Annotated in this window: 22 protein-coding genes; 9 read left to right on the top strand and 13 right to left on the bottom strand. The window is 61.0% G+C overall.

What is annotated here, in order from left to right; genetic code table 11:
* Positions 1–70 precede the first annotated feature (70 nt).
* Genes RLEG4DRAFT_RS32365 through RLEG4DRAFT_RS47320 form a run of 3 tightly spaced genes read right to left on the bottom strand, consistent with a single transcriptional unit; the run spans position 71 to position 5932 of the window.
* On the bottom strand, positions 71–3535 hold the full coding sequence (locus RLEG4DRAFT_RS32365; protein WP_003583162.1) for an error-prone DNA polymerase: 3465 nt from the start codon (positions 3533–3535) through the stop codon (positions 71–73).
* Positions 3532–5076 carry a Y-family DNA polymerase gene (locus RLEG4DRAFT_RS32370; protein WP_280805591.1) on the bottom strand — a complete coding sequence of 515 codons (1545 nt, stop codon included), beginning with the start codon at positions 5074–5076 and terminating at the stop codon, positions 3532–3534. Before RLEG4DRAFT_RS32370 ends, RLEG4DRAFT_RS32365 begins: the two co-directional genes overlap by 4 nt.
* A complete protein-coding gene (locus RLEG4DRAFT_RS47320; RefSeq protein ID WP_003583166.1) occupies positions 4988–5932 on the bottom strand; it encodes an ImuA family protein in 945 nt (314 codons plus the stop codon). Before RLEG4DRAFT_RS47320 ends, RLEG4DRAFT_RS32370 begins: the two co-directional genes overlap by 89 nt.
* A 162-nt stretch (positions 5933–6094) precedes the next feature.
* Between RLEG4DRAFT_RS47320 and RLEG4DRAFT_RS32380 the strand changes: the two genes are divergently transcribed.
* Entirely contained in the window at positions 6095–6532 is a 438-nt protein-coding gene (locus RLEG4DRAFT_RS32380; RefSeq protein ID WP_003583167.1) for a metallopeptidase family protein, read from the top strand.
* A 25-nt stretch (positions 6533–6557) separates the two neighbouring features.
* Here the strand turns inward: RLEG4DRAFT_RS32380 and RLEG4DRAFT_RS32385 are convergent, their stop codons facing one another.
* Positions 6558–6764: a DUF1737 domain-containing protein gene (locus tag RLEG4DRAFT_RS32385; RefSeq protein ID WP_003583169.1), complete on the bottom strand. Its 207-nt coding sequence runs from the start codon at positions 6762–6764 to the stop codon at positions 6558–6560.
* Positions 6764–7669 carry an HpcH/HpaI aldolase/citrate lyase family protein gene (locus RLEG4DRAFT_RS32390; RefSeq protein WP_003583171.1) on the bottom strand — a complete coding sequence of 302 codons (906 nt, stop codon included), beginning with the start codon at positions 7667–7669 and terminating at the stop codon, positions 6764–6766. The genes RLEG4DRAFT_RS32385 and RLEG4DRAFT_RS32390 overlap by 1 nt, the downstream gene beginning before the upstream one ends.
* A 113-nt stretch (positions 7670–7782) precedes the next feature.
* Between RLEG4DRAFT_RS32390 and RLEG4DRAFT_RS32395 the strand changes: the two genes are divergently transcribed.
* The 3 genes from RLEG4DRAFT_RS32395 (at position 7783) to leuD (ending at position 9276) form a co-directional block, all read left to right on the top strand.
* Positions 7783–8016 carry a hypothetical protein gene (locus RLEG4DRAFT_RS32395; RefSeq protein WP_003583172.1) on the top strand — a complete coding sequence of 78 codons (234 nt, stop codon included), beginning with the start codon at positions 7783–7785 and terminating at the stop codon, positions 8014–8016.
* A 95-nt stretch (positions 8017–8111) separates the two neighbouring features.
* On the top strand, positions 8112–8534 hold the full coding sequence (locus RLEG4DRAFT_RS32400; RefSeq protein ID WP_003583173.1) for a VOC family protein: 423 nt from the start codon (positions 8112–8114) through the stop codon (positions 8532–8534).
* A 133-nt stretch (positions 8535–8667) separates the two neighbouring features.
* Positions 8668–9276 (top strand): 3-isopropylmalate dehydratase small subunit, encoded by a 609-nt coding sequence (leuD, locus tag RLEG4DRAFT_RS32405; RefSeq protein WP_003583174.1) that lies wholly within the window; start codon positions 8668–8670, stop codon positions 9274–9276.
* Positions 9277–9339: 63 nt separating this feature from the next.
* On the opposite strand, the gene RLEG4DRAFT_RS32410 is transcribed toward leuD, so the two are convergent.
* Positions 9340–10272 carry a pyridoxal-phosphate dependent enzyme gene (locus RLEG4DRAFT_RS32410; RefSeq protein ID WP_003583176.1) on the bottom strand — a complete coding sequence of 311 codons (933 nt, stop codon included), beginning with the start codon at positions 10270–10272 and terminating at the stop codon, positions 9340–9342.
* Between the two features lie 166 nt (positions 10273–10438).
* On the opposite strand from RLEG4DRAFT_RS32410, the gene leuB reads away from it, so the two are divergent.
* Both leuB and lpxE read left to right on the top strand, forming a co-directional pair.
* On the top strand, positions 10439–11551 hold the full coding sequence (leuB, locus tag RLEG4DRAFT_RS32415) for a 3-isopropylmalate dehydrogenase (protein WP_003583178.1): 1113 nt from the start codon (positions 10439–10441) through the stop codon (positions 11549–11551).
* Positions 11552–11786: 235 nt separating this feature from the next.
* On the top strand, positions 11787–12539 hold the full coding sequence (gene lpxE / locus RLEG4DRAFT_RS32420) for a lipid A 1-phosphatase LpxE (protein ID WP_210161339.1): 753 nt from the start codon (positions 11787–11789) through the stop codon (positions 12537–12539).
* A gap of 42 nt (positions 12540–12581) precedes the next feature.
* Here the strand turns inward: lpxE and RLEG4DRAFT_RS32425 are convergent, their stop codons facing one another.
* From RLEG4DRAFT_RS32425 to RLEG4DRAFT_RS32445, 5 genes are all read right to left on the bottom strand, one after another.
* Positions 12582–14468, bottom strand: a complete 1887-nt coding sequence (locus RLEG4DRAFT_RS32425; protein ID WP_003583181.1) for an MFS transporter — start codon at positions 14466–14468, stop codon at positions 12582–12584.
* Positions 14469–14644: 176 nt separating this feature from the next.
* Positions 14645–15910: an FtsX-like permease family protein gene (locus RLEG4DRAFT_RS32430; RefSeq protein WP_003583183.1), complete on the bottom strand. Its 1266-nt coding sequence runs from the start codon at positions 15908–15910 to the stop codon at positions 14645–14647.
* Positions 15907–16599, bottom strand: coding sequence for an ABC transporter ATP-binding protein (locus RLEG4DRAFT_RS32435; RefSeq protein WP_003583186.1), 693 nt, complete (start codon positions 16597–16599; stop codon positions 15907–15909). Before RLEG4DRAFT_RS32435 ends, RLEG4DRAFT_RS32430 begins: the two co-directional genes overlap by 4 nt.
* Positions 16600–16605: 6 nt before the next feature.
* Positions 16606–17067 carry a hypothetical protein gene (locus tag RLEG4DRAFT_RS32440; protein WP_003583187.1) on the bottom strand — a complete coding sequence of 154 codons (462 nt, stop codon included), beginning with the start codon at positions 17065–17067 and terminating at the stop codon, positions 16606–16608.
* 99 nt (positions 17068–17166) lie between these two features.
* Positions 17167–18921: an alkaline phosphatase gene (locus tag RLEG4DRAFT_RS32445; protein ID WP_003583189.1), complete on the bottom strand. Its 1755-nt coding sequence runs from the start codon at positions 18919–18921 to the stop codon at positions 17167–17169.
* An 86-nt stretch (positions 18922–19007) separates the two neighbouring features.
* Between RLEG4DRAFT_RS32445 and RLEG4DRAFT_RS58745 the strand changes: the two genes are divergently transcribed.
* From RLEG4DRAFT_RS58745 to RLEG4DRAFT_RS32460, 3 genes are all read left to right on the top strand, one after another.
* Positions 19008–19223: a hypothetical protein gene (locus RLEG4DRAFT_RS58745; RefSeq protein WP_003583191.1), complete on the top strand. Its 216-nt coding sequence runs from the start codon at positions 19008–19010 to the stop codon at positions 19221–19223.
* Between the two features lie 111 nt (positions 19224–19334).
* Positions 19335–20369, top strand: coding sequence for an aspartate-semialdehyde dehydrogenase (locus RLEG4DRAFT_RS32455; protein WP_003583192.1), 1035 nt, complete (start codon positions 19335–19337; stop codon positions 20367–20369).
* Positions 20370–20538: 169 nt separating this feature from the next.
* Positions 20539–21363 carry a lytic murein transglycosylase gene (locus RLEG4DRAFT_RS32460; protein WP_037094971.1) on the top strand — a complete coding sequence of 275 codons (825 nt, stop codon included), beginning with the start codon at positions 20539–20541 and terminating at the stop codon, positions 21361–21363.
* Between the two features lie 98 nt (positions 21364–21461).
* Here the strand turns inward: RLEG4DRAFT_RS32460 and RLEG4DRAFT_RS32465 are convergent, their stop codons facing one another.
* The gene (locus tag RLEG4DRAFT_RS32465) at positions 21462–23075 is read right to left on the bottom strand and encodes a GGDEF domain-containing protein (RefSeq protein ID WP_003583194.1); all 1614 of its coding nucleotides are present in this window, start codon (positions 23073–23075) and stop codon (positions 21462–21464) included.
* A gap of 96 nt (positions 23076–23171) precedes the next feature.
* Positions 23172–23813 carry a carbonic anhydrase gene (locus RLEG4DRAFT_RS32470; protein WP_003583195.1) on the bottom strand — a complete coding sequence of 214 codons (642 nt, stop codon included), beginning with the start codon at positions 23811–23813 and terminating at the stop codon, positions 23172–23174.
* Between the last annotated feature and the right edge of the window lie 57 nt (positions 23814–23870).

The following is a 23870-nucleotide window of genomic DNA, read 5'->3' on the forward strand; positions in this document are numbered from 1 at the left end:
CTTCCAGGGTGATGGCACCATAAAGCCAATGAAGGCGCGCCGCCGGATCCCAATCGCTGCGGCGCATTTTTTAATGGAAGTTGCGTCCGCGCGGCATCACCTCAGCGGTTTCCGCGGCGCCGGAATTGCCGCCTGTGGCAATCATCCGGTTTGGCAGCTCCGCCCTCTCCTGCGCCTGCGCAAGTTTTCTCTGCCTCGGATCGCCACCGGGTCTCAGCACTTCGTCTGCCCGCTCGCAGACCCCGAAACGCCGGGCCTCGCGTTGCAGAATACCGAGCGCCGGCGTCATGTCCTCGATATGCTCGACGACGGTATGGATCACACCGCTCTGGCTTTGCAGCCTGCCGCGGATTTTCACCAGCCGGGCGCCCATCACAACCGAGCGATATGTGTCGAATATCTTGTTCCAGACGATCGCATTGGCCACGCCGGTCTCGTCCTCCAGCGTCATGAAGATCACACCTTTGGCCGAGCCCGGCCGCTGGCGCACCAGCACGAGGCCGGCAATCGTCACCCTCTTTCCGTTGGCGACCTTCAACAGATCGACATTGCGCGTGATGCCCATCCCTTGAAGCTCCTCGCGCAGGAATGAGACGGGATGCGCCTTCAGCGACAGCGAGAGATACCGATAGTCCTCGATGACCTGCTCTCCCGGCAACATTTCCGGCAGCTTGGTTGCAGGCTCGGCCTGGAGATCGACATGACGGGCCTGCTCGAAAAGCGGCAGCTCCTCGGCAGCACTCTTCACATCCAGCGCCCGCACCGCCCAGAGCGCGTCGCGCCGTGATAGTTTGAGCGATTGGAACGCATCCGCATCCGCCAGTCGCTCGATGACGGATTTCTGCAGACCGGACCGCAGCCAGAGATCGCGCACCGAGCTGTAGCCTTCGCCTCGGTTGCTGACGAGCCGTTCCATCTCGTCTGTCGAGAGGCCCTTGATCTGCCGAAAGCCGAGCCGCACCGCGTGCCGGGCCTTGATGATTTCGCGCATCTCACGATGGCGAAAATCGACGGCCTTCGGATCGAAAGCGGCCTCTTCCAGACTGCAATCCCAGTCGGATTGGTTGATGTCGACCGGCAGAATTTTGACCCCATGTTCGCGTGCATCCCGCACCAGCTGCGCCGGCGCATAAAACCCCATCGGCTGGGAATTGAGCATCGCCGCGCAGAAGACGTCGGGATAATAGGCCTTGAGCCATGAGGAGGCATAGACGAGCAGCGCAAAGGAGGCGGCATGGCTTTCAGGGAAACCATATTCACCGAAACCCTTGATCTGGTTGAAACACTGCTGCGCGAATTCCGGCGCATAGTCCTTTGCGACCATTCCCTCGATGAACCGCGTCTCGAAATTGCCGATCGTGCCGGTTCGCTTGAATGTCGCCATCGCTCTGCGCAGCTTATCGGCTTCCGCCGGTTTGAAGCCGGCAGCGGTGATGGCGATCTGCATCGCCTGCTCCTGAAACAGCGGCACGCCGAGGGTTCTTTCCAGAACCGCTTCCAGCTCCTTGCTCGGATAGTCGATCGGGATATTCTTGGCCCGCTGCTCCCGGCGTTTGAGATAGGGATGCACCATATCGCCCTGGATCGGTCCCGGCCGGACGATCGCCACCTCGATGACGAGGTCGTAGAACAGCTTCGGCTTGAGGCGCGGCAGCATGCTCATCTGGGCCCGGCTCTCGATCTGGAAGACGCCGAGCGTATCGGCCCGGCCCATCATCTCATAAACCGGCCTGCCTTCGTCCCCATGTTCCCTGTTGCCGAGATCGGCGAGCGTCTTCTTCACCTCGTAATGCAGTTCAAGCAGTGAAAAACCCTTCCGCAGGCAGGTCAGCATGCCGAGCGCCAGCACATCCACCTTGAGGATCTTGACGTTGTCGAGATCGTCCTTGTCCCATTCGATCATGTAGCGATCCGGCATCGCCGTCTTCATGATCGGCACCACCTCATCGAGCCGGTCCCGCGTGATGACGAAGCCGCCGACATGCTGGGTGAGATGGCGAGGAAAGCCGAGAAGCTCGGAGGCATATTTCAGCACATTCCTGGTGACCGGATCCTTGATGTCGAGACCGGCCGCCTTCGCATCCCTTTCGGAAAGATTGTCCTCCGACCAGCCCCAGACGAGGCTGCTGATTGCCGACTGGACATCCTCCGACAGTCCGAAGGCCTTGGCGACTTCGCGGCCGGCCGAGCGGGTCCGGTAGGTGGTCACACCCGCCGTCAGCCCGGCATGTTCTCTTTTGTAGGTCTTGTAGATGAACTGGATGACTTCTTCGCGCCGATCATGCTCGAAATCGACATCAATGTCAGGCGGTTCGTCACGATCCATCGAAATGAAGCGGTCGAAGAGCAGTGTGCTCTTTTGCGGATCGACTTCCGTAATTTCGAGGCAATAGCAGATGACCGAATTTGCCGCCGATCCGCGCCCCTGGCACAAGACCTTGAGATCATAACGAGCATGCTGGATGATCCTGTGCACCGTCAGGAAGTAGGAGGCGTAGTTCTTATCGCCGATGAGTTTCAGCTCATAATCGATCTGTTGCGCCACCTTGAGCGGAACACCCTCGGGATAACGCCTTGCCGCTCCCGTTCTCGTCAGCCTTTCCAGGGTCTGCTGCGGCGTTTCGCCGGGATCGTTTTCAGGCGGATAATTATGTTCCAATTCACTAAGCGAAAAGGCGAGCTTGCCGAAGAAGGCCTGGCTATTTTCGATCGCACCGGGATAGTCCCGGAAGATCCGGGCCATTTCACGTGAATCCTTGAGGTAGCGTTCGGCATTCGGCGCCAGCAGGAATCCGGCTTGCGCTATCTCGACATGCTCCCGGATCGCGATCACCACATCCGAAAGCGGCCGGCGTTCAGGATGATGGTAAAGCGGCTGGTTGGTCGCAATCAGCGGCACGCGATTGCGGGCCGCAAGCATGGCAAGCACCGCAAAGACCTGCCTGTCGCGGCCGTCATAGGCTGGCGCCAGCGCCATAAAAAAATCCTTGCGGAACCGCCTGCGAAACCGTCCGAGATAATCTTCCAGCGCCGACTGCCCGGCCTGGCTTTCGACCAGAGTGCGATCGGGAACGAGGGCAAGCATCATCTCGTCCCCCCATTCCATCAATTCCGCTTCCGTCAGAATGCATGTTCCCTTGACCGCTTCTTCCTTCAGATTGCCGGCGCTGAGAAGACGGCAAAGATTTGCCCAGCCCCGCCGATTGCATGGGTAGGCGATGATATCCGGCGTAGCATCGGAAAAGACCAGGCGGGCGCCCGGCTGGATCCGGATGGGATCGAGAATTTTTTCTCTTTTCCCTTCCTTCTCCGCCTGGGCCAAGATCGCATCTCTGTTTTTGTATCGCTCCTCGAGCTGCAGCGCCTGCGCATGCGCCCTGACCACACCGGCAACCGAATTCCGGTCCGCAATGCCGAGACCGCCGAGCCTGAGATACGCGGCCTGCACGACCATCTCTTCCGGACTGGAGGCGCCTTCGAGAAACGAAAAATTCGTTCTTACGCCGATCTCGAAAAATGCGGGCCCGCTTTTCATGCAAATACCCCATGCATGAACCAGCGGGGATCGATTTCCCGGCCATAAAAACCACGACGATAGATCCAGAAGCGATGTCCGGTCTCGTCCTCGATGCGGAAATAGTCGCGCGCCTCGGCGTCATCCCCATCGATCCACCATTCCATGGCGATCCGTTCCGGCCCTTCGCTTCTTGCCACCTGATGCTGCATGCGCCGCCAGCGGAAAATCTGCGGCGGACCATCCGGCACTTCGGCAAGCATGATCTCGACCGGCTCCGGCGTCGCAAAAAGCCGCAGCGGGCGCTCTTGACGGAAAGGAAGCTGAATGTCCTGCGCGGCCTTCCGCCTGGGAAGACGATCCATCACAGGAACGGTGATGACGGCGCGTTCCGGCACATGGCTCTCGCGCAGCTGGAAGCTTTGCAGGCAATCCGCACCCAGCCGGGCCGAGACCCGATCGACGAAGGCCGAAAGCGATATCTCTCCCTGACGGTCGCCCTCGAAATCCGCCTGTGCCTCGTTGAAGGCATCATGCCGCAACACATTCAACCGCAGGATTTCGAAACCATAGCCGGCATCGAGATCGTCATAAACCGTCTGCAATCGCTCGGAAAAAAGCCCGGCAATGAATTTTGGTTCGCGAAGCGGCTGCGAAGCGCCGACGGAGATACGAAAGACCCTGCCGTCGACGCGGAACAGCACCAGTTCGAACACCCGTCCACCGATCCCCCGCGTCTCCAGCGACGGCTGCAGCGACATGGCGACCTGCCGGGTGACGGCAAGGATCTGTTCTTCCGTCCCGATGGGTTCTATCAGGCGGCTTTCGGCCGAGAGGCTGGCAACCGGGCGCCGCGGCGAGACCGGCTCCTCTTCGCGTCCCAGCGCCTGGTCGAGACGCAGAAGCAGTCCCGGGCCGAACCGCCGGGTCAGCGGCGCGCGTGGGGCATCGATGACGTCGCCGACATATTTCAGGCCGAGCTTCCTCAGCGCATCGACGGTTTGTGCTTCCAGCCGCAAGGCGGCAACCGGCAAGGACATCAGCACATGCTCCGTCTCCTCGTCTTCGATCACCCCGCCATGCCCGAAGCGCGACGCGGCCCAGGAAAGGCCTGGCGAGGATGAGATCGCCCCGCGCGCATCAATCCCCATATGAAAAAGCCGCGACAGCACATCCTTGAGAAGCGCCTTTTCCCCGCCGAAGAGATGGGCGCAGCCGCTAATGTCGAGAAACAGGCCGTCCTTGCCGTCGAAGGCCACCAGCGGCGCATAACGGTCGCACCAGTCGGCAATGGCCTCCAGCAGCCGGCGGTCGGCCGCCGGATCCTCTTCCGCGACCTCGAGCGTTGGATACATGGCCCGCGCTTCGGCAACGCCCTGCTCCTTCCTCAGCCCCAGCCTCTCGGCCAATTCGTCCAGTGCCGTCAGCCGCATGGCATTGTTGAGCTTGCCGGAACAGACGATAGGCGGTGTCTCAGGACGCCCTTTCGAACGCCAGGAGAGCCCCCATCGCCTGCGGGCGATGCGGTCCGTTGGCAGATGCGGAAAGCTGAGCGCCAGAATGCGCTGACTGCTCGCCGGGAGGACGAACGAGGTTTGGCTCGGCGACAGGGAGAAATTCGCGTTCATGGGGGTTCCACTCCAGAAAAAAGCAGAGCGGGGCCGGATTGCGGCCCTTCTCCAGCGTGAGACGGAAAATCGGATTGCCGATGCTGCCGGAAAGCTTCGAGTCCCCAGTCAATGGCCGCAGAGCCGATGGAGCCGGTTCGACATGCAGGCGGAAAGCCGCACTGCTTGCCTCCTCCGCCCCGGCCTGGCGGACGATAAAGAGCGGACGGCGGGCAGCACGCGCCCGCAGACTGAGCCTGCGGCTTTCGGTCAGGCCGAAATGGGCGGGATTGCCGCGCACTTCGAAGATGACGGCCGAGAAAGCAGCGCTTTCCACCGCGGTCTCCACCAGCCAGAGCGCCTCGTCCAGCTTGCGCGGCGCCGCATGGAGAAACCGCTCCGGGCTCAATCCATAATCGCAAAGCCCGGGAGCATAGGGACGACCGGCCTCCAGCGTGCCGACAGCATCGCCGATCCAGAGCAGCGGCAGAAGCCTGCCGGCATCGGATTCCTGTTTCTGCAGCCGCGCGGCGACAGCCATCGCCAGCCCGCTTGCCGCACCGGCATCACGCGACAGAGCCGAGCGGAATTCGGTGATCGCATCGAGCGGCAGCCCGCCTTCCAGCGCCTCATCAAGACATTCCACCCCGAACGCCAAAGGCGGCAGACTGGGTCTCCTGGGTGTCTTTCCTCCTTCCGCCAGGGCTTCCCGCTCCGCTGCCGCAAGCGCCGGCGCCGGCTTCCCTTCCAGTCTGGCGATGGTTTCGCGGAGCGCAAAAAGCCGCTCGCGCGCCAGGGCGTGCTGCGCCATGGCGTTCTCCAATTCCGTCTTGTTCCTGTTATGTTCTTATAGATTCCAGAGAGCTAATGAAGAGTCAACGGCCATTTTCTATGAATTTATTCCTGCCTTTGATTCCGCACTCGAAAATCGGCGATAAAGGTTCTATATGGGCCCGCAAAGGAAGGAATATTCATGGCCCGCATAGACCTGAGCGATGATTGGCGGGACCGCCATGCACCTGCGATCAGCACCTTCGAGTCGCTGGCCATGGAGGCCTACAGCCATCTGCCGGATGAGTTCCGCCAGCTGACGACCAACCTGACGATCGAGATCGAAGACTTCCCCGATGACGACGTTTTCGAGGACATGGCGCTGGAAACCCCTTTCGATCTGCTCGGTCTTTTCGAGGGCAGGGGCATTTCCGAACGTTTCACCGTGGAAACCGGCGAGATGCCGAACCGCATCCGCCTCTACCGGCGCCCCATTCTCGACTACTGGGCCGAGAATGACGAGACGCTCGGCGATATCATCACCCATGTCCTGATCCACGAGATCGGCCATCATTTCGGGCTGAGCGACGATGATATGGAGCGGATCGAGGCAAGCGCCGAGGAAGCCGCCGAACGCTGAAACACCGCGCGTCCGGCAGGACGCGCTATTGCTCGGAGAGCTTCATCTCGGGATGGTAATCCTTGCCTTCGACAATCTTGACGACGGCCTGGCCGCACTGCATCGCGCCGGTTGCGGCATTGAAGCCATAGGTCGGCGAGCCCTCCAGCGACCAGCCCTTGTTGAGGGCGGCGGTGACCTTGTGGCAGAAGGAAGCATCGTCGGGACCGGTCAGGAAGCGGTAGAGTTTCATCAGGCGGACTTTCTTGCAGAAATCAGGCGAGCTTTATGAACCAGAGCTTCGGCCTGGACAAGATGCAGCCGTTCGATCATCCGCCCGTTCGCGTTGATGACGTTCAGCCCCTCGGCGGCCGGATCGGCAAAAGCAGCGATGATCGCCTCCGCTTCCGCAATCGCCGCCGGATCCGGACCGAAATGCCGGTTGGCGGCCTCGATCTGCGCCGGATGGATCAGCATCTTGCCTGCAAAACCCATGGCCCGGCCCTGCAGGCATTCGGCATCGAAACCCTGCTCGTCCCTGAAATCGTTGAAGACGCTGTCGATCGCATCGAGCCCATAGGCGCTGACCGCAAGCACGACCTGCATCAGCCACGGCACGAGATAGGTTCGTCCCGGCTGCGGCAGGACGCCCGTTTCCTTGCGCAGATCATTGAGCCCGACGACGAGGCAATCGAGCCGCGAGCCCGGCGTGCGGCCGGATTCGGCGATCGCTCCGGCATTCAGCACGCCGCGCGGCGTCTCGATCATCGCCCAGATGCGCAGCTGCTCCGGCGCATCCGCATCGGCGAGCAGATCGCCCATATCGGTGATATCAAGAGGTCCGTCCACCTTGGGAAGGAGAACGGCGTCGGGCAAAAGCGCCTTGACCAGATCCAGGTCCGCCGGCCCGAATTCGGATGACAAAGAATTGATGCGGATGATGCTTTCCTTGCCCTCAAGCGGCGGGCCGGCAAAAAAGGCGCGCAGATTTTCCCGCGCTTGCTCCTTGTTCTCGGGCGAAACGGAATCCTCCAGATCGAAAATAACCGCATCGCAATCAAGCGAATGGCTTTTTTCGAGGGCCCGGAGATTGATAGCGGGCACGCTCAGCACCGAGCGGCGCAGATTTAAGGAACGGCGAGGGATGGTTTGGCTCATCGATCATTAGTGCCAAGCTTCGCAAAGCCCGGCAAGACAACAAAAAGCCATGCTTGCCTTGCAGAGAGGAAAAAGAAAGACCACATTCCTTTCCGAAGAAAGGTCTCAAACCCATGCAGAACATTCGCTCCATCTTCCTCATGCTTGCCGGCGCCACCGTTTTCGTCGCCATGCTGCTTTTCACCTTCTCGGTGACGCTTGCTGTCGGCGGCATCCTGACCGTGCTCATGGTCGGACGTGCGCTTTCGATGAAGATGAAGCCCGCTCCGGTGCGCGCCAAGGCAAACAATGGTAAGCCGGAAATGCGCATCTGGAACGACGGCCGCGGCACGATCATCGATCTCTAAAAAAATCGACCGACACTGTCGGATCATGCTTCCATGATACGTCCTTGAAGCAGCCGGGCATTCCGCCGGCGCTTCAAAACGAATGGAGGACGAGCATGGATGCGACAACGGAAAACAATCCGGTTAAATTGCCTCCGGTCAAGAATGGCCTGCTGCCCTATCTAACGGTCGGTGGCGCGGTGAAAGCCGCGGAATTCTACAAAAAAGCCTTCGGCGCCGAAGAAGCCTATATCGTGCCGGTCGACGAGAGCGGCCGGACGATGCATGTGCATCTCTACATCAACGGCAGCTCCCTCATGCTGTCGGACGCCTATCCCGAATACGGCCATCCCTTCAAAGGCCATGAAGGCTTCGCCATCCAGCTGGTGATCGACGATATCGATTTCTGGTGGGATCGCGCCGTCGCTGCCGGCGCCGAGGTTGTCATGCCGGTCGAACTGATGTTCTGGGGCGACCGCTACGGCCAGCTTCGCGACCCGTTCGGTGTCCTCTGGGGCTTAAACGCACCGACCAAATAACCCAACGCCGACAATGGCGGGCCGCGCGAAACGTCGCGTGGCCGCCAATTTTTGAAGATTCTCCTTCATTTCGGCGGAAAACTGGACTAGATGCAAATTCAGGAAGTAGATTTGCTGAAATGGAGCATGGGTCATGGATAAATTCGTGAAGCTCACGGGCGTTGCAGCGCCCCTGCCGGTCGTCAACGTCGACACCGACATGATTATTCCGAAGGATTATCTGAAGACCATCAAGCGCACCGGCCTCGGCACCGGCCTTTTCGCCGAGGCCCGTTATAACGAAGACGGCTCCGAAAATCCGGATTTCGTGCTGAACAAGCCAGCCTATCGCGATGCCAAGATCCTGGTTGCCGGCGATAATTTCGGCTGCGGTTCCTCGCGCGAGCATGCGCCATGGGCGCTGCTCGATTTCGGCATTCGCTGTGTCATCTCGACCAGCTTTGCCGACATTTTCTACAACAACTGCTTCAAGAACGGCATTCTGCCGATCAAGGTCAGCCAGGAAAATCTCGACAAGCTGATGGACGACGCCTCGCGCGGCTCCAACGCCATCCTGACCGTCGACCTTGAGAATCTCGAAATCACCGGCCCCGATGGCGGCTCGATCAAGTTCGACCTCGACGAGTTCAAGCGCCACTGCCTGCTGAACGGTCTCGACGACATCGGCCTGACGCTGGAAAAGGGCAAGGCGATCGACAGCTTCGAAAAGAAGAACGCCGCTTCACACCCCTGGGCCGCTTAAGCCCCTGGCGAATTGCCGATCGATCAAGCCGGGCTTTGGCCCGGCTTTTTCTTTGATATCAGATCAGAGAAACTTCTCTTTCCAGAGCTTCAGCTTTTCAAGCGTCACGCCGATGCCGCCGCAGACTTCGATCAGCGGATTGTCGAAACGCTGAAGCAGCCCGGCATGCACATCGGAAACGGCAAGCGCCGCCCCGCAGGCCGGCTCGACCAGAATGCGATAGGCATCGGCAAATTTCAGGCAGGCGGCAACCGCATCGGCATCGCTGACGACAATGCTTTCGATCGGATGCTGTTTCGGCAGGTCGAAGACATGCTGGGCCACGTGCCGCGCGCCAAGCGAAGTGGCAATCGAGGTGATAGCGGGGAGGGTAATGCGCTCATTCGCCTTGAGGCTGGCGTTCAGCGAGGCCGCTCCTTCCGTTTCGACGGCGATAACAGGCACATCGGAAAGCCCGTTGCGCTTCAGCCCCTCGACAATGCCGGCAAGCAGTCCGCCGCCGCCGACGCTGGTGACGACGCAATCGAATTTTGCACCCTTCGCCACCACCTCGTCGATCAGCGTCGCATGACCGTCCCACAGAAGCGGATGGTCGAAGGGGTGCACATAACTCGCCTTGTTGCTCCGGGCGAGTTCGACCGCATGGGCATTGGCTTCGTCGAAAACCGAACCATGAACGAGCACATTGGCGCCGGTTGCGGCAATCGTCTGCCGAACATCGGCCGCCGTCGTTTCCGGCACGACGATGGTGACCGGCACACCGAGCGCCCGGCCGGCATAGGCTGCGGCAATACCGGCATTGCCGCCCGACGCACAGAAGATCTCGCGCGCACCATTTTCCACCTCATGCTGGCAAAGCCGGCCGACGCCGCGCAGCTTGAAGCTGCCGGAAGGCTGCAGCGCATCGAGCTTCAGCCAGAGCGGCTTGCCGCTGACGCTGTAGCCAGCGGCTGTCTGAACCAAAGGCGTATCGAGATGGAGAGATGCTGTCGGCATGGGAACATCCAAAGTGCAAAGGGAGGCAACCGTTTTAATCCGTTTGCGGGCGCAGGAGCAACCATCCCGACTGAGAACAAAGCGTACCGATTCCCGCCTTCTGTCGCTTGAAATGCCCATTTCCGGGGTCTAAGAAACCGCAACTTGTTTTTCCCAGGAGGGTTTCATGACTGTGCGCAATCTTTTCCTGCTGCCGGGTGACGGCATCGGTCCCGAGGCTATGGGCGAGGTCCGCAAGATCATCGCCTATATGAACGAGGCGATGAATGCCGGTTTCGCCACCGACGAAGGCCTTGTCGGCGGCTCTGCCTATGATGCGCATGGCGCGGCGATCTCGGAAGCCGACATGCAGAAGGCGCTTGCCGCCGATGCCGTTCTCTTCGGCGCCGTCGGCGGCCCGAAATGGGATAGCGTGCCTTACGACGTGCGCCCGGAAGCCGGCCTGCTTCGCCTGCGCAAGGATCTGCAGCTGTTTGCCAACCTGCGCCCCGCCATCTGCTATCCGGCCCTTGCCGCGGCTTCGTCGCTGAAACCGGAACTGGTCGAAGGCCTCGATATTCTGATCATCCGCGAGCTGACCGGCGGCGTCTATTTCGGCGAGCCGAAGGAGATCATCGATCTCGGCAACGGCCAGAAGCGCGGTATCGACACGCAGGTCTACGACACCTACGAGATCGAGCGCATCGCCGGCGTCGCCTTCGAAATGGCCCGCACCCGGCAAAACCGCGTCTGCTCCATGGAAAAGCGCAACGTCATGAAGTCGGGCGTGCTCTGGAACCAGGTGGTGACCGAAACGCACAAGGCGAAATATTCCGACGTCCAGCTCGAACACATGCTGGCCGATGCCGGCGGCATGCAGCTGGTGCGCCAGCCCAAGCAGTTCGACGTCATCGTCACCGACAATCTCTTCGGCGATATGCTCTCCGACGTCGCCGCCATGCTGACCGGCTCGCTCGGCATGCTGCCCTCGGCCTCGCTCGGGGCGCCTGACGGCAAGACCGGCAAGCGCAAGGCGCTCTATGAGCCGGTACATGGCTCGGCCCCCGACATTGCCGGCAAGGGCATCGCCAATCCGATCGCCATGATCGCCTCCTTCGCCATGTGCCTGCGTTACTCCTTCAATCTGGTGAAGGAAGCCGACGACCTGGAAAAGGCGATCGCCAACGTGCTCGACAAGGGCATCCGCACCGGCGACATCATGGCCGATGGCGCAAGACAGGTCGGCACCGTCGAGATGGGCGATGCGATCCTCGCCGAGTTCAAGTCGCTTTCCGCCTGATATATTTCACGTGAAACAGTACCCGGCCCTTCGCATCGCAGATGCGGAGGGCTTTTTCATCAAGCGTCGAGAAGCCGCAACCCGCTCGGTCGAATTCTCCGAAACGGACTATTCCTAGCCACAATCTCGTGTATTTTTGCGCCGGATTGCGAGCGCATAATCCCTGTGATAAGCGCGCCCTTAACGCCTCTTTCGGGCGCGGGGCGCTGAGGGCGAATTCGAACGGACGACGGCAATGCGGGCATTTTGGGCTTCCCTGGACAGGCGCTGGCGCCGGAGCAGCATCGGCATGCCGCCTTTGCGTTGGCAGGCCTGTCTTTTCATCACGCTCAATGCGGTGATCCTTTCGATGCTGCTCTTCGATGCGCCGATCGGCGCCAGCGAAGCTCCCGCGCCGGTGAAGCACCTCGGCGAGATCATGACCGGTTTCGGCGATTCCGCCTGGCTGATCTATACCAGCATTCTACTGTTCTTTCAGGGCCGGGCCGGCTACAAGCTCGTCAAGACGGCGCGCTCCAAGGCGCAGGCTCTCTATGTCAGCTGGATCGGCGCCTATCTTTTTGCCACGGTCGTCTTCTCCGGACTTCTCGCCAACCTGCTGAAGCGGGCGATCGGCAGGGCGCGTCCCGACCACTTCCATGATTACGGCATGTTTTCCTTCACGCCTTTTTCAGGCCATGCCGCTTTCGAAAGCTTTCCGTCCGGCCATTCCACCACGGTCGGCGCCTTCTTCGCGGCCTTTGCTCTGCTGTTTCCGCGCTACCGCGTTGTCTTCATCGCCTGCGCCATCTGGCTTGGCATGACGCGTGTCATGGTCGGCGCCCATTATCCGAGCGACGTCATTGCCGGCCTTGCCTTTGGCGGCTGGTTCTCACTGCTGACGGCGATCGTCTTTGCCCGCTGCGGCCTGCTCTTCAAGCTGGCGCCGGATGGCTGGCCGCTCGCCAAACACCTTTTCCCTGACATTGAAAAGCCCGGCGCCTTGTGAGCGCCGGGCCGTTTTCTCAAGTTTTCAGACGCGAGCGCGTCATCAATCCATTGCGTGGATATCCCTGTTCTTCGTTTCCGGCAGGAAGATCAGGCCGATCACCAGCGTGATCGACGCAAACACGATCGGATACCAGAGACCATAGTAGATATCGCCTGCGGCAGCGCTCATCGCGAAGGCCGTCGCCGGCAGCAGGCCGCCGAACCAGCCATTGCCGATGTGATAGGGCAGCGACATGCCGGTATAGCGGATGCGGGTCGGGAAGAGCTCGACCAGCAGAGCGGCGATCGGGCCGTAGACCATCGTCACATAGAGGACGAGGACGAACAGGATTGCGATCGTGCCTATCCAGTTGACGCGGGCGGGATCGGCAGTCATGGCGAAAGCGCCGCCATTGGCGACGTTGTAGACCGCCATGTCGGTGACGCCAGTGGCCTCATCTGCCGTCAGCAGCTTGGTTTCAACAAGCTTGGCCGCCGGCACGGTTTCCTTTTCGCCGGCGCGGACGGTGTCCGCATTGAGCGCCAGTTCCGGATTGGCGGCGATGAAGGCATCGAGCTTGGCATCCGGCACCTTGGCGGCACCGCGCTTCAGCGGATAGCCGGCATCGTGAAGGGCAATGTTGACGCCCTTTTCGAAGGCGGCGGTCATGCCCTTGGCCTTGTCGCCGGCAGCAACTACGTCGAAGCTCGGGATCGTCGCGTTGCCGACCTTAACGGTTGCCGGCTGTCCGGCAGTACCGGGCACGACGTCATAAGGCACCGAGTTCTTCGTCAGGAACGCCGTCGCCACATCGCAGGAGCTGGTGAACTTCGACGTGCCCGTCGGGTTGAACTGGAATTTGCAATCCGCCGGATCGGCCGTCACCGTCGCGCGGATCGAGGCCTGCGCTTCGGCAAGCGCCGGGTTCGCCGTCCAGGTCATCGCCTTGAACAGCGGATTATACGTCACCGCCGCGATGAGCAGACCCGCCATGATGATCGGCTTGCGCCCGATCTTGTCGGAGAGGCCGCCGAAGATGACGAAGAACGGCGTGGCGAGGAAAAGCGCGATGGCGACCATGATGTTGGCCGACTGCAGATCCACCTTCAGCACGTTCTGAAGGAAGAAGAGCGCATAGAACTGGCCGCCATACCAGACGACCGCCTGGCCCATGGTGGCGCCGAGAAGCGCGATGATCGCAATCTTGGCATTTCTCCATGTTCCGAAGGCTTCGGTCAGCGGCGCCTTGGAGCCTTTGCCCTCCGCCTTCATGCGCTGGAACGCCGGCGATTCGTTCATCTTCAACCGGATCCAGACGGAAATGCCGAGCAGGACGACCGACACCAGGAACGGAATGCGCCAGCCCCAGGCGGCGAACTGAACCGCACCCATCAGATATTGAACCAGGACGATGACGATCAGCGACAGGAACAGACCGAGTGTCGCCGTCGTCTGGATCCACGAGGTGAAGTAACCGCGACGCCCGTTCGGCGCATGTTCGGCGACATAGGTTGCCGCACCGCCATATTCACCACCGAGCGCCAGGCCCTGCAGCAACCGAAGGCCGATCAGAATGATCGGGGCTGCGATGCCGATTGTGGCGGCACCCGGCAGGATGCCGACGAGGAAGGTCGACAGACCCATGATCATGATCGTCACAAGGAAGGTATACTTGCGGCCGACGAGGTCGCCGAGACGGCCGAACACCAGCGCGCCGAAGGGGCGCACCAGGAAGCCGGCGGCGAAGGCAAGCAGCGTGAAGATGTTGCGCGTCGCCTCGGGATATTGGGTGAAATAGGTCGCGCCGATATAGGTGGCGAGCGAACCGTAGAGATAGAAATCATACCATTCGAAAACGGTGCCGAGCGAAGAGGCGAAGATCACCTTCTTCTCTTCGCCCGTCATCGGACCGGCCTTTGCGCCGTCGATGCTTGCGACATTTGCCATTGTCTGTCCTCCACAGAGTGATGAGCAACGCGCGCGACCCACTCTCCTCAAAGCAGACCCCTGGCCGCGACACGCCTGACAAGAGTGTGCCAGAAACGCCGGATCAAAAAGAGAGAGGCTTTGGGATTATGACTTTAGTCTAAGAAAGACATGATTATCCGGGAACGATCAACGCGCTATGCCCTCAGCGCCTGCGCCGGCGATTGCCGGTAGGCGAGCACCGCCGGCAGTGTGGCCAGAAGTGTGGCGAAGGCCAGCAGCAACGCCGCGAGCCCGGCGTCTTCGCGGGCGAAGCCGACCGGCATGGCGATCCCGCTCGTCTCAGAGAACATGCCTGAAAAGGTCAGTGCCGCGGCATAACCGAAGGTGAATCCAAGCCCGATGCCGACTGCTACCAGGAAGAAGAATTCCAGCCAGACAATGCCGAAGATCGCGCCGCGCGGCGCGCCGAAGGCCCTCAGCGCGCCGATCTGGCGGCGGCGCTGACCGATATGGATCACCGTGACCAGCACGAGCGAGGCTGCGACGAGAGCTTGCGCCCCGGCGGCGACCGCGACGAGGATCTGTTTGGCGTCGCCGAGCGTGGCGTAGAGATTGGTCAGTACCTCGCCGGGAAAAACCGCGACGGTATTGCCGCTGCGATAGTCCTGCCGCAGCTTGTAGGCGTCAGCGATCGTCTTCGGCTTGACGAGGATGGCTGGAAGGCCTGGTGAATCCGCAGTCCAGGTCTCGTCGAGCGCGGCATCCGGATCGGCTTCGCCATGATGCTCATGCGCATCATGAGCGGCACCGGCCTGCTGATGATCGTGCTCGGCGCCCTCCGTCGCATGCTCCTCCGCCACCATGCCGTGGATATGCCAGACGGCCTGGATCGGAACCAGAATGGCCCGATCCCAGGCGGTGCCGGTCGGCCGCAGGCGGCCGGCGATATGGTAGACGAGTTCGGTATGCGTCTCGCCGCCTTCTTCCGCCAGGCCGTGCATCGGCTTAATCTCGCCGCCGAGCGAAAGCTTGACGGCGGAGCCGATCACCGCCTCCCCCTCGCGCGCGAAAACCTTGCCCTCGGCAAGGCCGCCGGACAGGCTATGGGCCAGCACAGCTGTCGTGCCGACGATCGGGTAGCCGGAAAAGGAATCGCCGATGCCGATCGGAGCGGCCCAATCGACGCGGGGATCGGCGACAAGCCTGGCCAGCACCTCGCCCGGCATCAGCGGCAAAGGCGAGGGCTGCAGAAAAACGGAGGACAGCACCAGCTGCGTCTCGCTGCCGCCGGCGCCGATGACGAGATCGAACTTATCGGCGGCGCGTGCGCTGCCGAGACGAAGGGCCCGCTCCTGCAGCACGACGGAAACGCCGAGCGCGGTCGCAAGCGCCACCAGGAGCACAACCACCAGCGACCCCGCCCAGAGGCGACGAAGATCGGAAAGGATGAAGCGGATCATGCGGCCTCACCCGCCATTGTCGCGGAATCGTCGCTGATCCGGCCGGAACCGAAGGTGATGCGCCGTTCAAGCCGGCTGGCCAGGCGCTGATCGTGTGAAACGACGATCAGCGTGCTGCCTTCGGCAATGGCAAGATCGAGGATAAGATCGCCGACAGCCTCACCGCTTTCGGCATCGAGGCTCGCGGTCGGTTCGTCGGCGATGATGACGCCGGGCTTGCGAAGCAGCGCTCGGCCGATTGCCACGCGCTGCATCTCGCCGCGCGACATGGTTTCGATCTTCTGGCCGGGGCGGGAAAGACCAACGCTGCTCAAAAGCGCATGCGCCCGCTCGATGACATCCGCCGTGGCAGCCCTAGCAAGCCGCGCCGGCAGCAGCACGTTTTCCAGCGCCGACAGGCCGGGGAAGAGATGAAATTCCTGCATGACGAGGCCAATATTGGCGGCACGGAACCGGTCGCGCCGGCTTTCGGAAAAACTCGAAATATCCTCGCCGTTCCAACGGATGCGGCCTTGCCGTGTCCGTTCCAGCCCGGCAATGATATTGACGAAGGTGCTCTTGCCGGAGCCGGAGGCGCCGGTGATCGCGACCCTGCTGCCGGCATCGATCGACAGGCGGCCGATCGCCAGCGCCGGCGAGGACAGGCCCGGAAAGGTGACTGAGAGATTTTCGATATTAAGAGCGAGCATAGCGGTTCAGACGGCGAAATATTCGGCCTGGCGGATGCGCAACAGGCTGACGAAGCCGGTTTCCGGATCCGTCCACGAGCCGTATTCCAGCGTGCCGCGCACTTCGATCGTCTGGCGCGGCTGCACGAAGGTCTGCTTCTCCGAGAGATAGACGACGACGATATTGTCCGGCCAGTCCGCATCCGAGGAGCAGAAGGGGCAGAGCGACATCGGTATTTCTGTGAGTACGAAAAACTGCGCTTCGGCCTTCAGCGGCGGCGCCATGAAGCCCTTCATGCTGATTTCCTGGCCCGCGAGGCGCTTCACCTTGTCGGAGAATTCGAGGCCGAGAACACTGAACTTGCCGTAGAGCTCGTCGAAGGAGAGCGAAGGATCGGCAGCGCGAACCGCAGAAACGCTAAAGGGTAACGCAACCGCGGCGCCGATCAGCCGACGGCGGCTGAGATACAGCGAAGAGAATATGTCCATGGCGACCTCCAGGAAACAAATCCCGGCCGCTGAACGGCCGGGATCATGATCGACGAAAGAGGCAAGGCCGGCAAGCGCCCTTGGCGGATTGGCTTCAGATCAGTTCGTCTGCTTGGCGCCGAGAGCGAAAGTATCGGCGAGTACGCGGTAAACGTCGCTCTGTTCCAGGTAGCCATGGAAGCCTTCGGCGCCCGGACCGGCCGATTGCATGACGACGTCGTCGACTGCATGGACGCCGCTCTCGCTGCTCTTCGGAAGATTGCCCTGAACGAAGACGGCGCCGGGAACATCCTTATACTGTTCGTTGGCGACATATTCCTTCTTTTCGTTCTGGACAGCCGGAACGAAGGGGCCGTCGAGCTTCGGACGGAAGGTCTCGTAGTGGTCAGGGCCGTTATTGGCGCTGAGAAACAGGCGGCGGCTGACGTCGATCTTATCGGGATAACCGTCGCCGTTTTCGTCCTTGTAGTTCGGGAAGCCGGCCTCGGCATAGGTGCCGACCTTTTCGCGCATTTCCGTGCCGGGCTTCTCATCATCGACGGTGCCGATGATCGATACGCCATGCGTATGATCGCCGGTGACGACAATCAGCGTATCCGGATGCGCCTTCTGGAATTCGCGCGCAACGCCGATCGCCTTATCGAATTCGATGGTTTCGACGACGGCGCGATCCCAATCGAGCGGATGGGACATCTTGTCGATCGAGGAGCCTTCAACCATCAGGAAGAAACCGTCAGGATTCTTGGACAGGCGGTCGAGCGCGGCCTTGGTCATGTCGACGAGACCCGGCTGGTTCGGGAACTTGTCGACCGTGCCCTTCTTCAGGAATTCGCGGTCGAGCGTGACGTCCATATTGCCGGTGTGGAACAGGCCGAGGAGATTGCCGTCAGCCGATGCATTGGCTGCGAGCTCGTTCTTGTCGGTCACAAGCTTGTAGCCGGCATCCTGGAACTGTTTGATGTAATCCTGATTGTCCTTGCGCTTCGAACCCGCGACCTCTTTGCCGAGGAAATAGGCCGAGCCGCCGCCAAGCAGGACTTCCGGCTTGACCTCGAGCAGCATGCCGACGATGTCGGCCTTGTCGTTGCGGTTGCGGGTATGGGACACGACCGCAGCCGGCGTGGCATCCTCGACCTCGGCCGTTGCAACGATGCCGATCGACTTCTTGGTCGTGCGGCGAACGGCTTCCGCGAAGGTTTCGACACGCGGGTCATCGAGCGAGGCCGGCGTACGGTCCGCGTAGACGCCGATCGCGTTGACCGCCGTCTTGTGGCCCGTCATGTAGGCCGACATGGTGTTGGCCGAATCCGTGGCAACGGCATTCGTCGCCGACGTGCCGATGAAAGCCATGCGATCGAGATCGTCCATGTTCAGGCGGCCGTTCGCCTTACCTTCGGTCATGCCCTTGGACATGATGCGGGCGGCGGTGCGATGCGCAACCGAAAGCCCGTCGCCGAGCAGGAAGATGATGTTCTTGGCCTTCGGCTGAGCGGCGGTTTCGTAGACATTCCAGGTAACCGACTTCGTTTCGTCGCCGGCGGCGACCTCGACCTTGTAGTCGCCCGGAGTTGAGATCTTCAGGCCGCGCAACAGCAGAGCGGAGCCGAGAGCCTTGTCATCCTTGCCTTTTTCCAGCTCGATAAACTGCGCCTCGCCACCGAGGACCGTCTTGTAATCCTGGCCGTTGACGGTGATCTTCACGTCTTCAGGCTTGACCTGCTTGTTGAGCTCGACCTTGAAATCGAACGGCGAACCGACAAGAATCGTCGCGCGATCGAGCGGATAGACCGTCGTCGCCTGAGCGGCGCCTGCAAGCATGGTGGTGGCCGCAAAGGCGGCGAGAAGCGTACGCATGGAAAACCCCCGTTTTCGTTTGCAGAGAATAGAGAACCGGGCCGGGATATCTGCCGGCGATGACAACGGCATGACAAAAGGTCGCAGTGTCGCGACCACTCTCTCCGGCCATGGGCTTTCAGCGCAAAAACCTTGACTCCTGTGGAAAACCTTCTAAGAGCAACAGCGGAAAAGGAATCTCCATGGTTCGCGACGAACACGCCATTGCTGAGTGCAATGACCGGGCACGGGTTGCCGGGGTGGATATTGCCGTTCCGGTTTCTGCCAAAACCAAGGCCAAAACGACGACGAAAACCGTCTGACGTCTCTGGCCTGCCGCTCTCTCCCCGGCTCGGCTGGGGACAGGAAGACGCGATCCGTCGCGCCTTTCCCCTCACCGGACAAGAGGAGAGAAGAGAAAGAGAGCTTGAGAAATGGGTTTCAAAGTAGCAATTGCGGGAGCCACCGGGAATGTCGGCCGGGAGATGCTCAACATCCTCTCCGAACGCGGCTTCCCCGCCGATGAGGTCGTGGCGCTCGCCTCCTCGCGTTCGCAGGGCACCGAGGTTTCCTATGGTGACCGGACACTGAAGGTCTCCAATCTGGAGAATTACGATTTCTCCGATACCGATATCTGCCTGATGTCGGCCGGCGGCGAGGTTTCCAAGAAGTACTCGCCGAAGATCGGCCAGCAGGGCTGCATCGTCATCGACAATTCGTCGGCCTGGCGTTACGACGCCGACGTGCCGCTGATCGTGCCGGAAGTGAACCCGGACGCGATCACGCAGTTCACCAAGCGCAACATCATCGCCAATCCGAATTGCTCGACCGCCCAGCTGGTGGTGGCGCTGAAGCCGCTGCACGATTTCGCCAAGATCAAGCGTGTCGTCGTCTCGACCTATCAGTCGGTCTCCGGCGCCGGCAAGGACGGCATGGACGAGCTGTTCAATCAGACGCGCGCCGTCTTCGTCGCCGATCCGATCGAGAACAAGAAGTTCACCAAGCGTATCGCCTTCAACGTCATTCCGCACATCGATAGCTTCATGGAAGACGGCTATACCAAGGAAGAGTGGAAGGTGCTGGCCGAGACGAAGAAGATGCTGGATCCAAAGATCAAGGTGACCTGCACGGCAGTGCGCGTTCCCGTCTTCATCGGCCATTCGGAATCGGTCAACATCGAATTCGAAAACGAGATCACAGCCGACCAGGCCCGCGACATCCTGCGCGACGCGCCGGGCTGCCTCGTCATCGACAAGCGCGAGAACGGCGGCTACATCACGCCTTATGAATCCGCTGGCGAAGATGCGACCTACATCTCGCGCATCCGCGAGGATGCGACGGTCGAAAACGGCCTCAACATCTGGGTGGTCTCCGACAATCTGCGCAAGGGTGCGGCATTGAACGCCATCCAGATCGCCGAGCTGCTTGTCAATCGAGGCCTGGTCAAGCCGCGCAAGCAAGCAGCCTGATACCATTTGTAAACCATAAGATGTTAAGCCCTGCTCAGCGAGCGGGGCTTTTCCGGGGCAAATCCAACTGCATAAGCGCTCGCCAAAAGGTGATCGTGACAAAATCGCGAGCGGCTGGCATTCTCTTGCCCGCCTAAAATCTATGCAGATCGAGAGCGGGGTTTTCTCAATGCGCATGACAAAGTTGTTTCTGGCGGCCGTTGCGGCAATCGGCGTCCTCCATGCGGTGCCGGCGTTCGCGCAAGGACCGCAATGTGGCAATACCAGCGCCGGCTTCGACGCCTGGGTCGCCGATTTCAAACAGACGGCAGCGGCCAATGGCGTCAGCCAATCGGTGCTCAGCCGCGCCTTCGCCAACGTCAACTACAACAAGCCGACAATCGCCGCAGACCGCGGCCAGAAAAGCTTCAAGCTCTCCTTTGACGCCTTCATGCAGAAACGCGGCGGTGCCACCGTCATTTCCCGCGGCCGCAGCATGAAGGCTGCCAACCAGGCGCTTTTTGCCTCGATCGAACGCCGCTTCGGCGTTCCGGCCGGCCCGCTGATCGCGATCTGGGGCATGGAGACCGGTTTTGGCAGCTATATGGGCAACCAGCATACGCTGTCGGCCGTTTCGACGCTCGCCTATGACTGCCGCCGTTCGGACTATTTCACCGACCAGCTCTATGCCGCGCTCCAGCTCGTCTCCGAGGGGTATCTGAGCCCGCAGGCCAAGGGTGCTGCCCATGGTGAAATCGGCCAGACGCAGTTCCTGCCGCGCAACGTCGTGCGCTTCGGCGCCGACGGCGATGGCGACGGCCGCGTCGACATGGTCGGTTCCCGCGCCGATGCGCTGGCCTCGACGGCGAATTTCCTCAAGGGCCATGGCTGGCGCGCCGGCGCCGGTTATCAGCCGGGAGAGCCGAATTTCGTCGCCATCCAGGGCTGGAACGCCGCCAGCGTCTACCAGCAGGCGATCGCCTATATCGGCCAGCAGATCGACGCCGGCAGATAATGCATGTCGCCCGGTACAGCGGTTCCGGGATAACGTACAGAGCTTTAAGCCTTCATCGGCAATGATATTCGAAAACGCGCTGCGACATGCGGCGTTTTTCATATGCGCGAATCAAAGCCGCCGCCGGACGCCGTCTTACGGCGCTCCTCCTGTGCCGGCACGATCGGCCCCGAAACGACGCAATTGCGGCCGGAGGCCTTGGCGGCGTAGAGCGCCAGATCGGCGCGTTTGACCAGATCTTCGAAGTTCCGGTTAGCGGCTTCATTTGCCCGGCCGGCGCATCCGAAACTTGCCGTCGCCTTGAGAATATCGCCGTTCTCCAAGGGGATTTCCGCCGCCTCGATCGCCAGCCGCACGCGCTCGGCAACGATTGCCGCATCGTCGGGCGTCGAATCCGGCAGAAGTGCCAGGAACTCCTCGCCGCCATGGCGCACCAGCAGATCGAAGGAGCGGAAATTCTCGCGCGCGACGCCTGCGACATGCCGGAGCACAACATCGCCGGCGTCATGGCCGTTGATATCATTGATCTTCTTGAAATGATCGAGGTCGAAGAGCACGACGGAAATCCAGCGTGATCCGTGCTCGGCCTGCGTCAGTAGGGCCGATGCTGCGAACTCGAAGCCGCGCCGGTTGTAAAGACCGGTCAGGAGATCGGTCTGGGCGGCATTGCGCAACTCGCCGACCAGCGTCTCCCGGTCCCGCGTCAGCCGGTCGATCAGGCGCAGACCCCTTGCCGCGAGCACCATCACCAATGTCGCGAGAATGAGCAGGCCGGCGCACAGCGCCAGGATCCGCGTCAGATGTAAATGCGAGAGCGTCGAAAAGTTTTCGCCGGTCTCGTGAATATCTCTCGCCGCCTCGATCATCTTCTGCTGCAGGAAACTCATGCGTTCGCTTTGTGCAGTGGCCCAGACGTCGCGCACCGCGCGCGTCGGCCGCGATCCGGCGAGGATGGCATCGGTGATCGCATTCGCCTTTATCTGGTCGCGGCGATCGAGATAGGTGACGATGTCGCGCACGATCGGTGCCGCCGAATGAAAGACCATGTGGTCCATGCCCTCACCGAGCATGACCTTGCCCTGTATGAACAGCTCCACCGGAAATCGGGCGGAAACGCCATGATCGAGGTATCGGGTGCCGACACCGGTAATCAGCCTTTCGCCGTAATAGGTCAGCATGATGCCCATCAGCTGGTTGGATTTCTCGAGCAGCACCGGATCGCTGATCAGCGGTGAAAGCGCATCGACGACGGCAAGCTGCTTCAGAGCTGCATACCAGTAGATCGACCCGGGATCGCTGCCGACATAACGGCCCTGGTCGACGCCGCTGCGCGCAGCGACGATGCGGCTGTAAGCAAGGCTGAGCATCGACAATTCTTCCACAAGCCCGTCGTCGAGCGTATCGCGGGAGGGCAGGCTGGCATAGAAGGCAAGGCGTTCGCGATCGAGCGTCAACCGGCTTTGCTGCATATCGGCGGCAGTCTTGCTGCCGGGATGCGCGAGATAAAGCCGAGTGGCGCCGATTTCACTGAGGATCTCCGTGGCGGCGATGGAGCCGCCGCGGGCGAGCACGTCGGCGAACTGCCGGTCTTTCTCGAGATCCCTGTATTGCTTGACCGAAGTCCGTATGACGACGACGCCTTCAATGAGCATGAAGACAAAGGGCAGCATGATGGCGGCCAGGATAACCCTTTTTATGGTCTCGAACTTCATCGCCAATCGTCACGGTGATCAAAACGTCGGTCGTGCGCGACCAATTGCCGGCAATCTTAGCAGCAATTCTTAATAAACTGATAAAGCGGCAGATCCCTAGATTTCGGGACGAATAAAGTCGCGTGTCTCGGCGTCCATCACCCAGAGTTCACCGGTCGAGATGTCGAACCAGGCGCCGTGAAGATGCACTTTTCCCGCTTCTTCGAGCGCCTTGATGTCGGGAAAGCTTCTGAGATTGTCTATCGAATTGCGGATCGAGACACGCTCCAGCGCCGTCTGACGCTCGGCGGCCGTCATCACGTCATTGCTCTGGATCTGCTCGGCGGCGGGCTTGACCAGCGACATCCAGCGGCCGATGAAATCGCCGGGCGACAGCGGCTCGGCATTCGGATCGAGCGCCGCGCGGATGCCGCCGCAGCGGCCATGGCCCATCACGACGATATCCGAGACCTTCAGTGCCTGCACCGCAAATTCGAGCGCGGCCGACGTCGAATGGAAATGACCGTCCGGCTCGTAGGGCGGCACCATGTTGGCGACATTGCGGATGACGAAGAGCTCACCCGGGCCGGCATCGAAGATCAGCTCCGGTGCCGCACGGGAATCCGAACAGGCAATCACCAGCGTGCTGGGACTCTGGCCGTTTTCGGCAAGCAGCCGATACCGGTCGCGGGCGTCGGCATAACGCCCGTTCATGAAGTTGCGGTAACCGTCCAGAAGGGAATGTGGAAAACGCTGCATGCTTTCTGGATTAGCGCGCGCCGAAGACAAGATCAACTGCTGCACCGCAAAATGAAC

The organism is Rhizobium leguminosarum bv. trifolii WSM2297, from assembly GCF_000271845.1.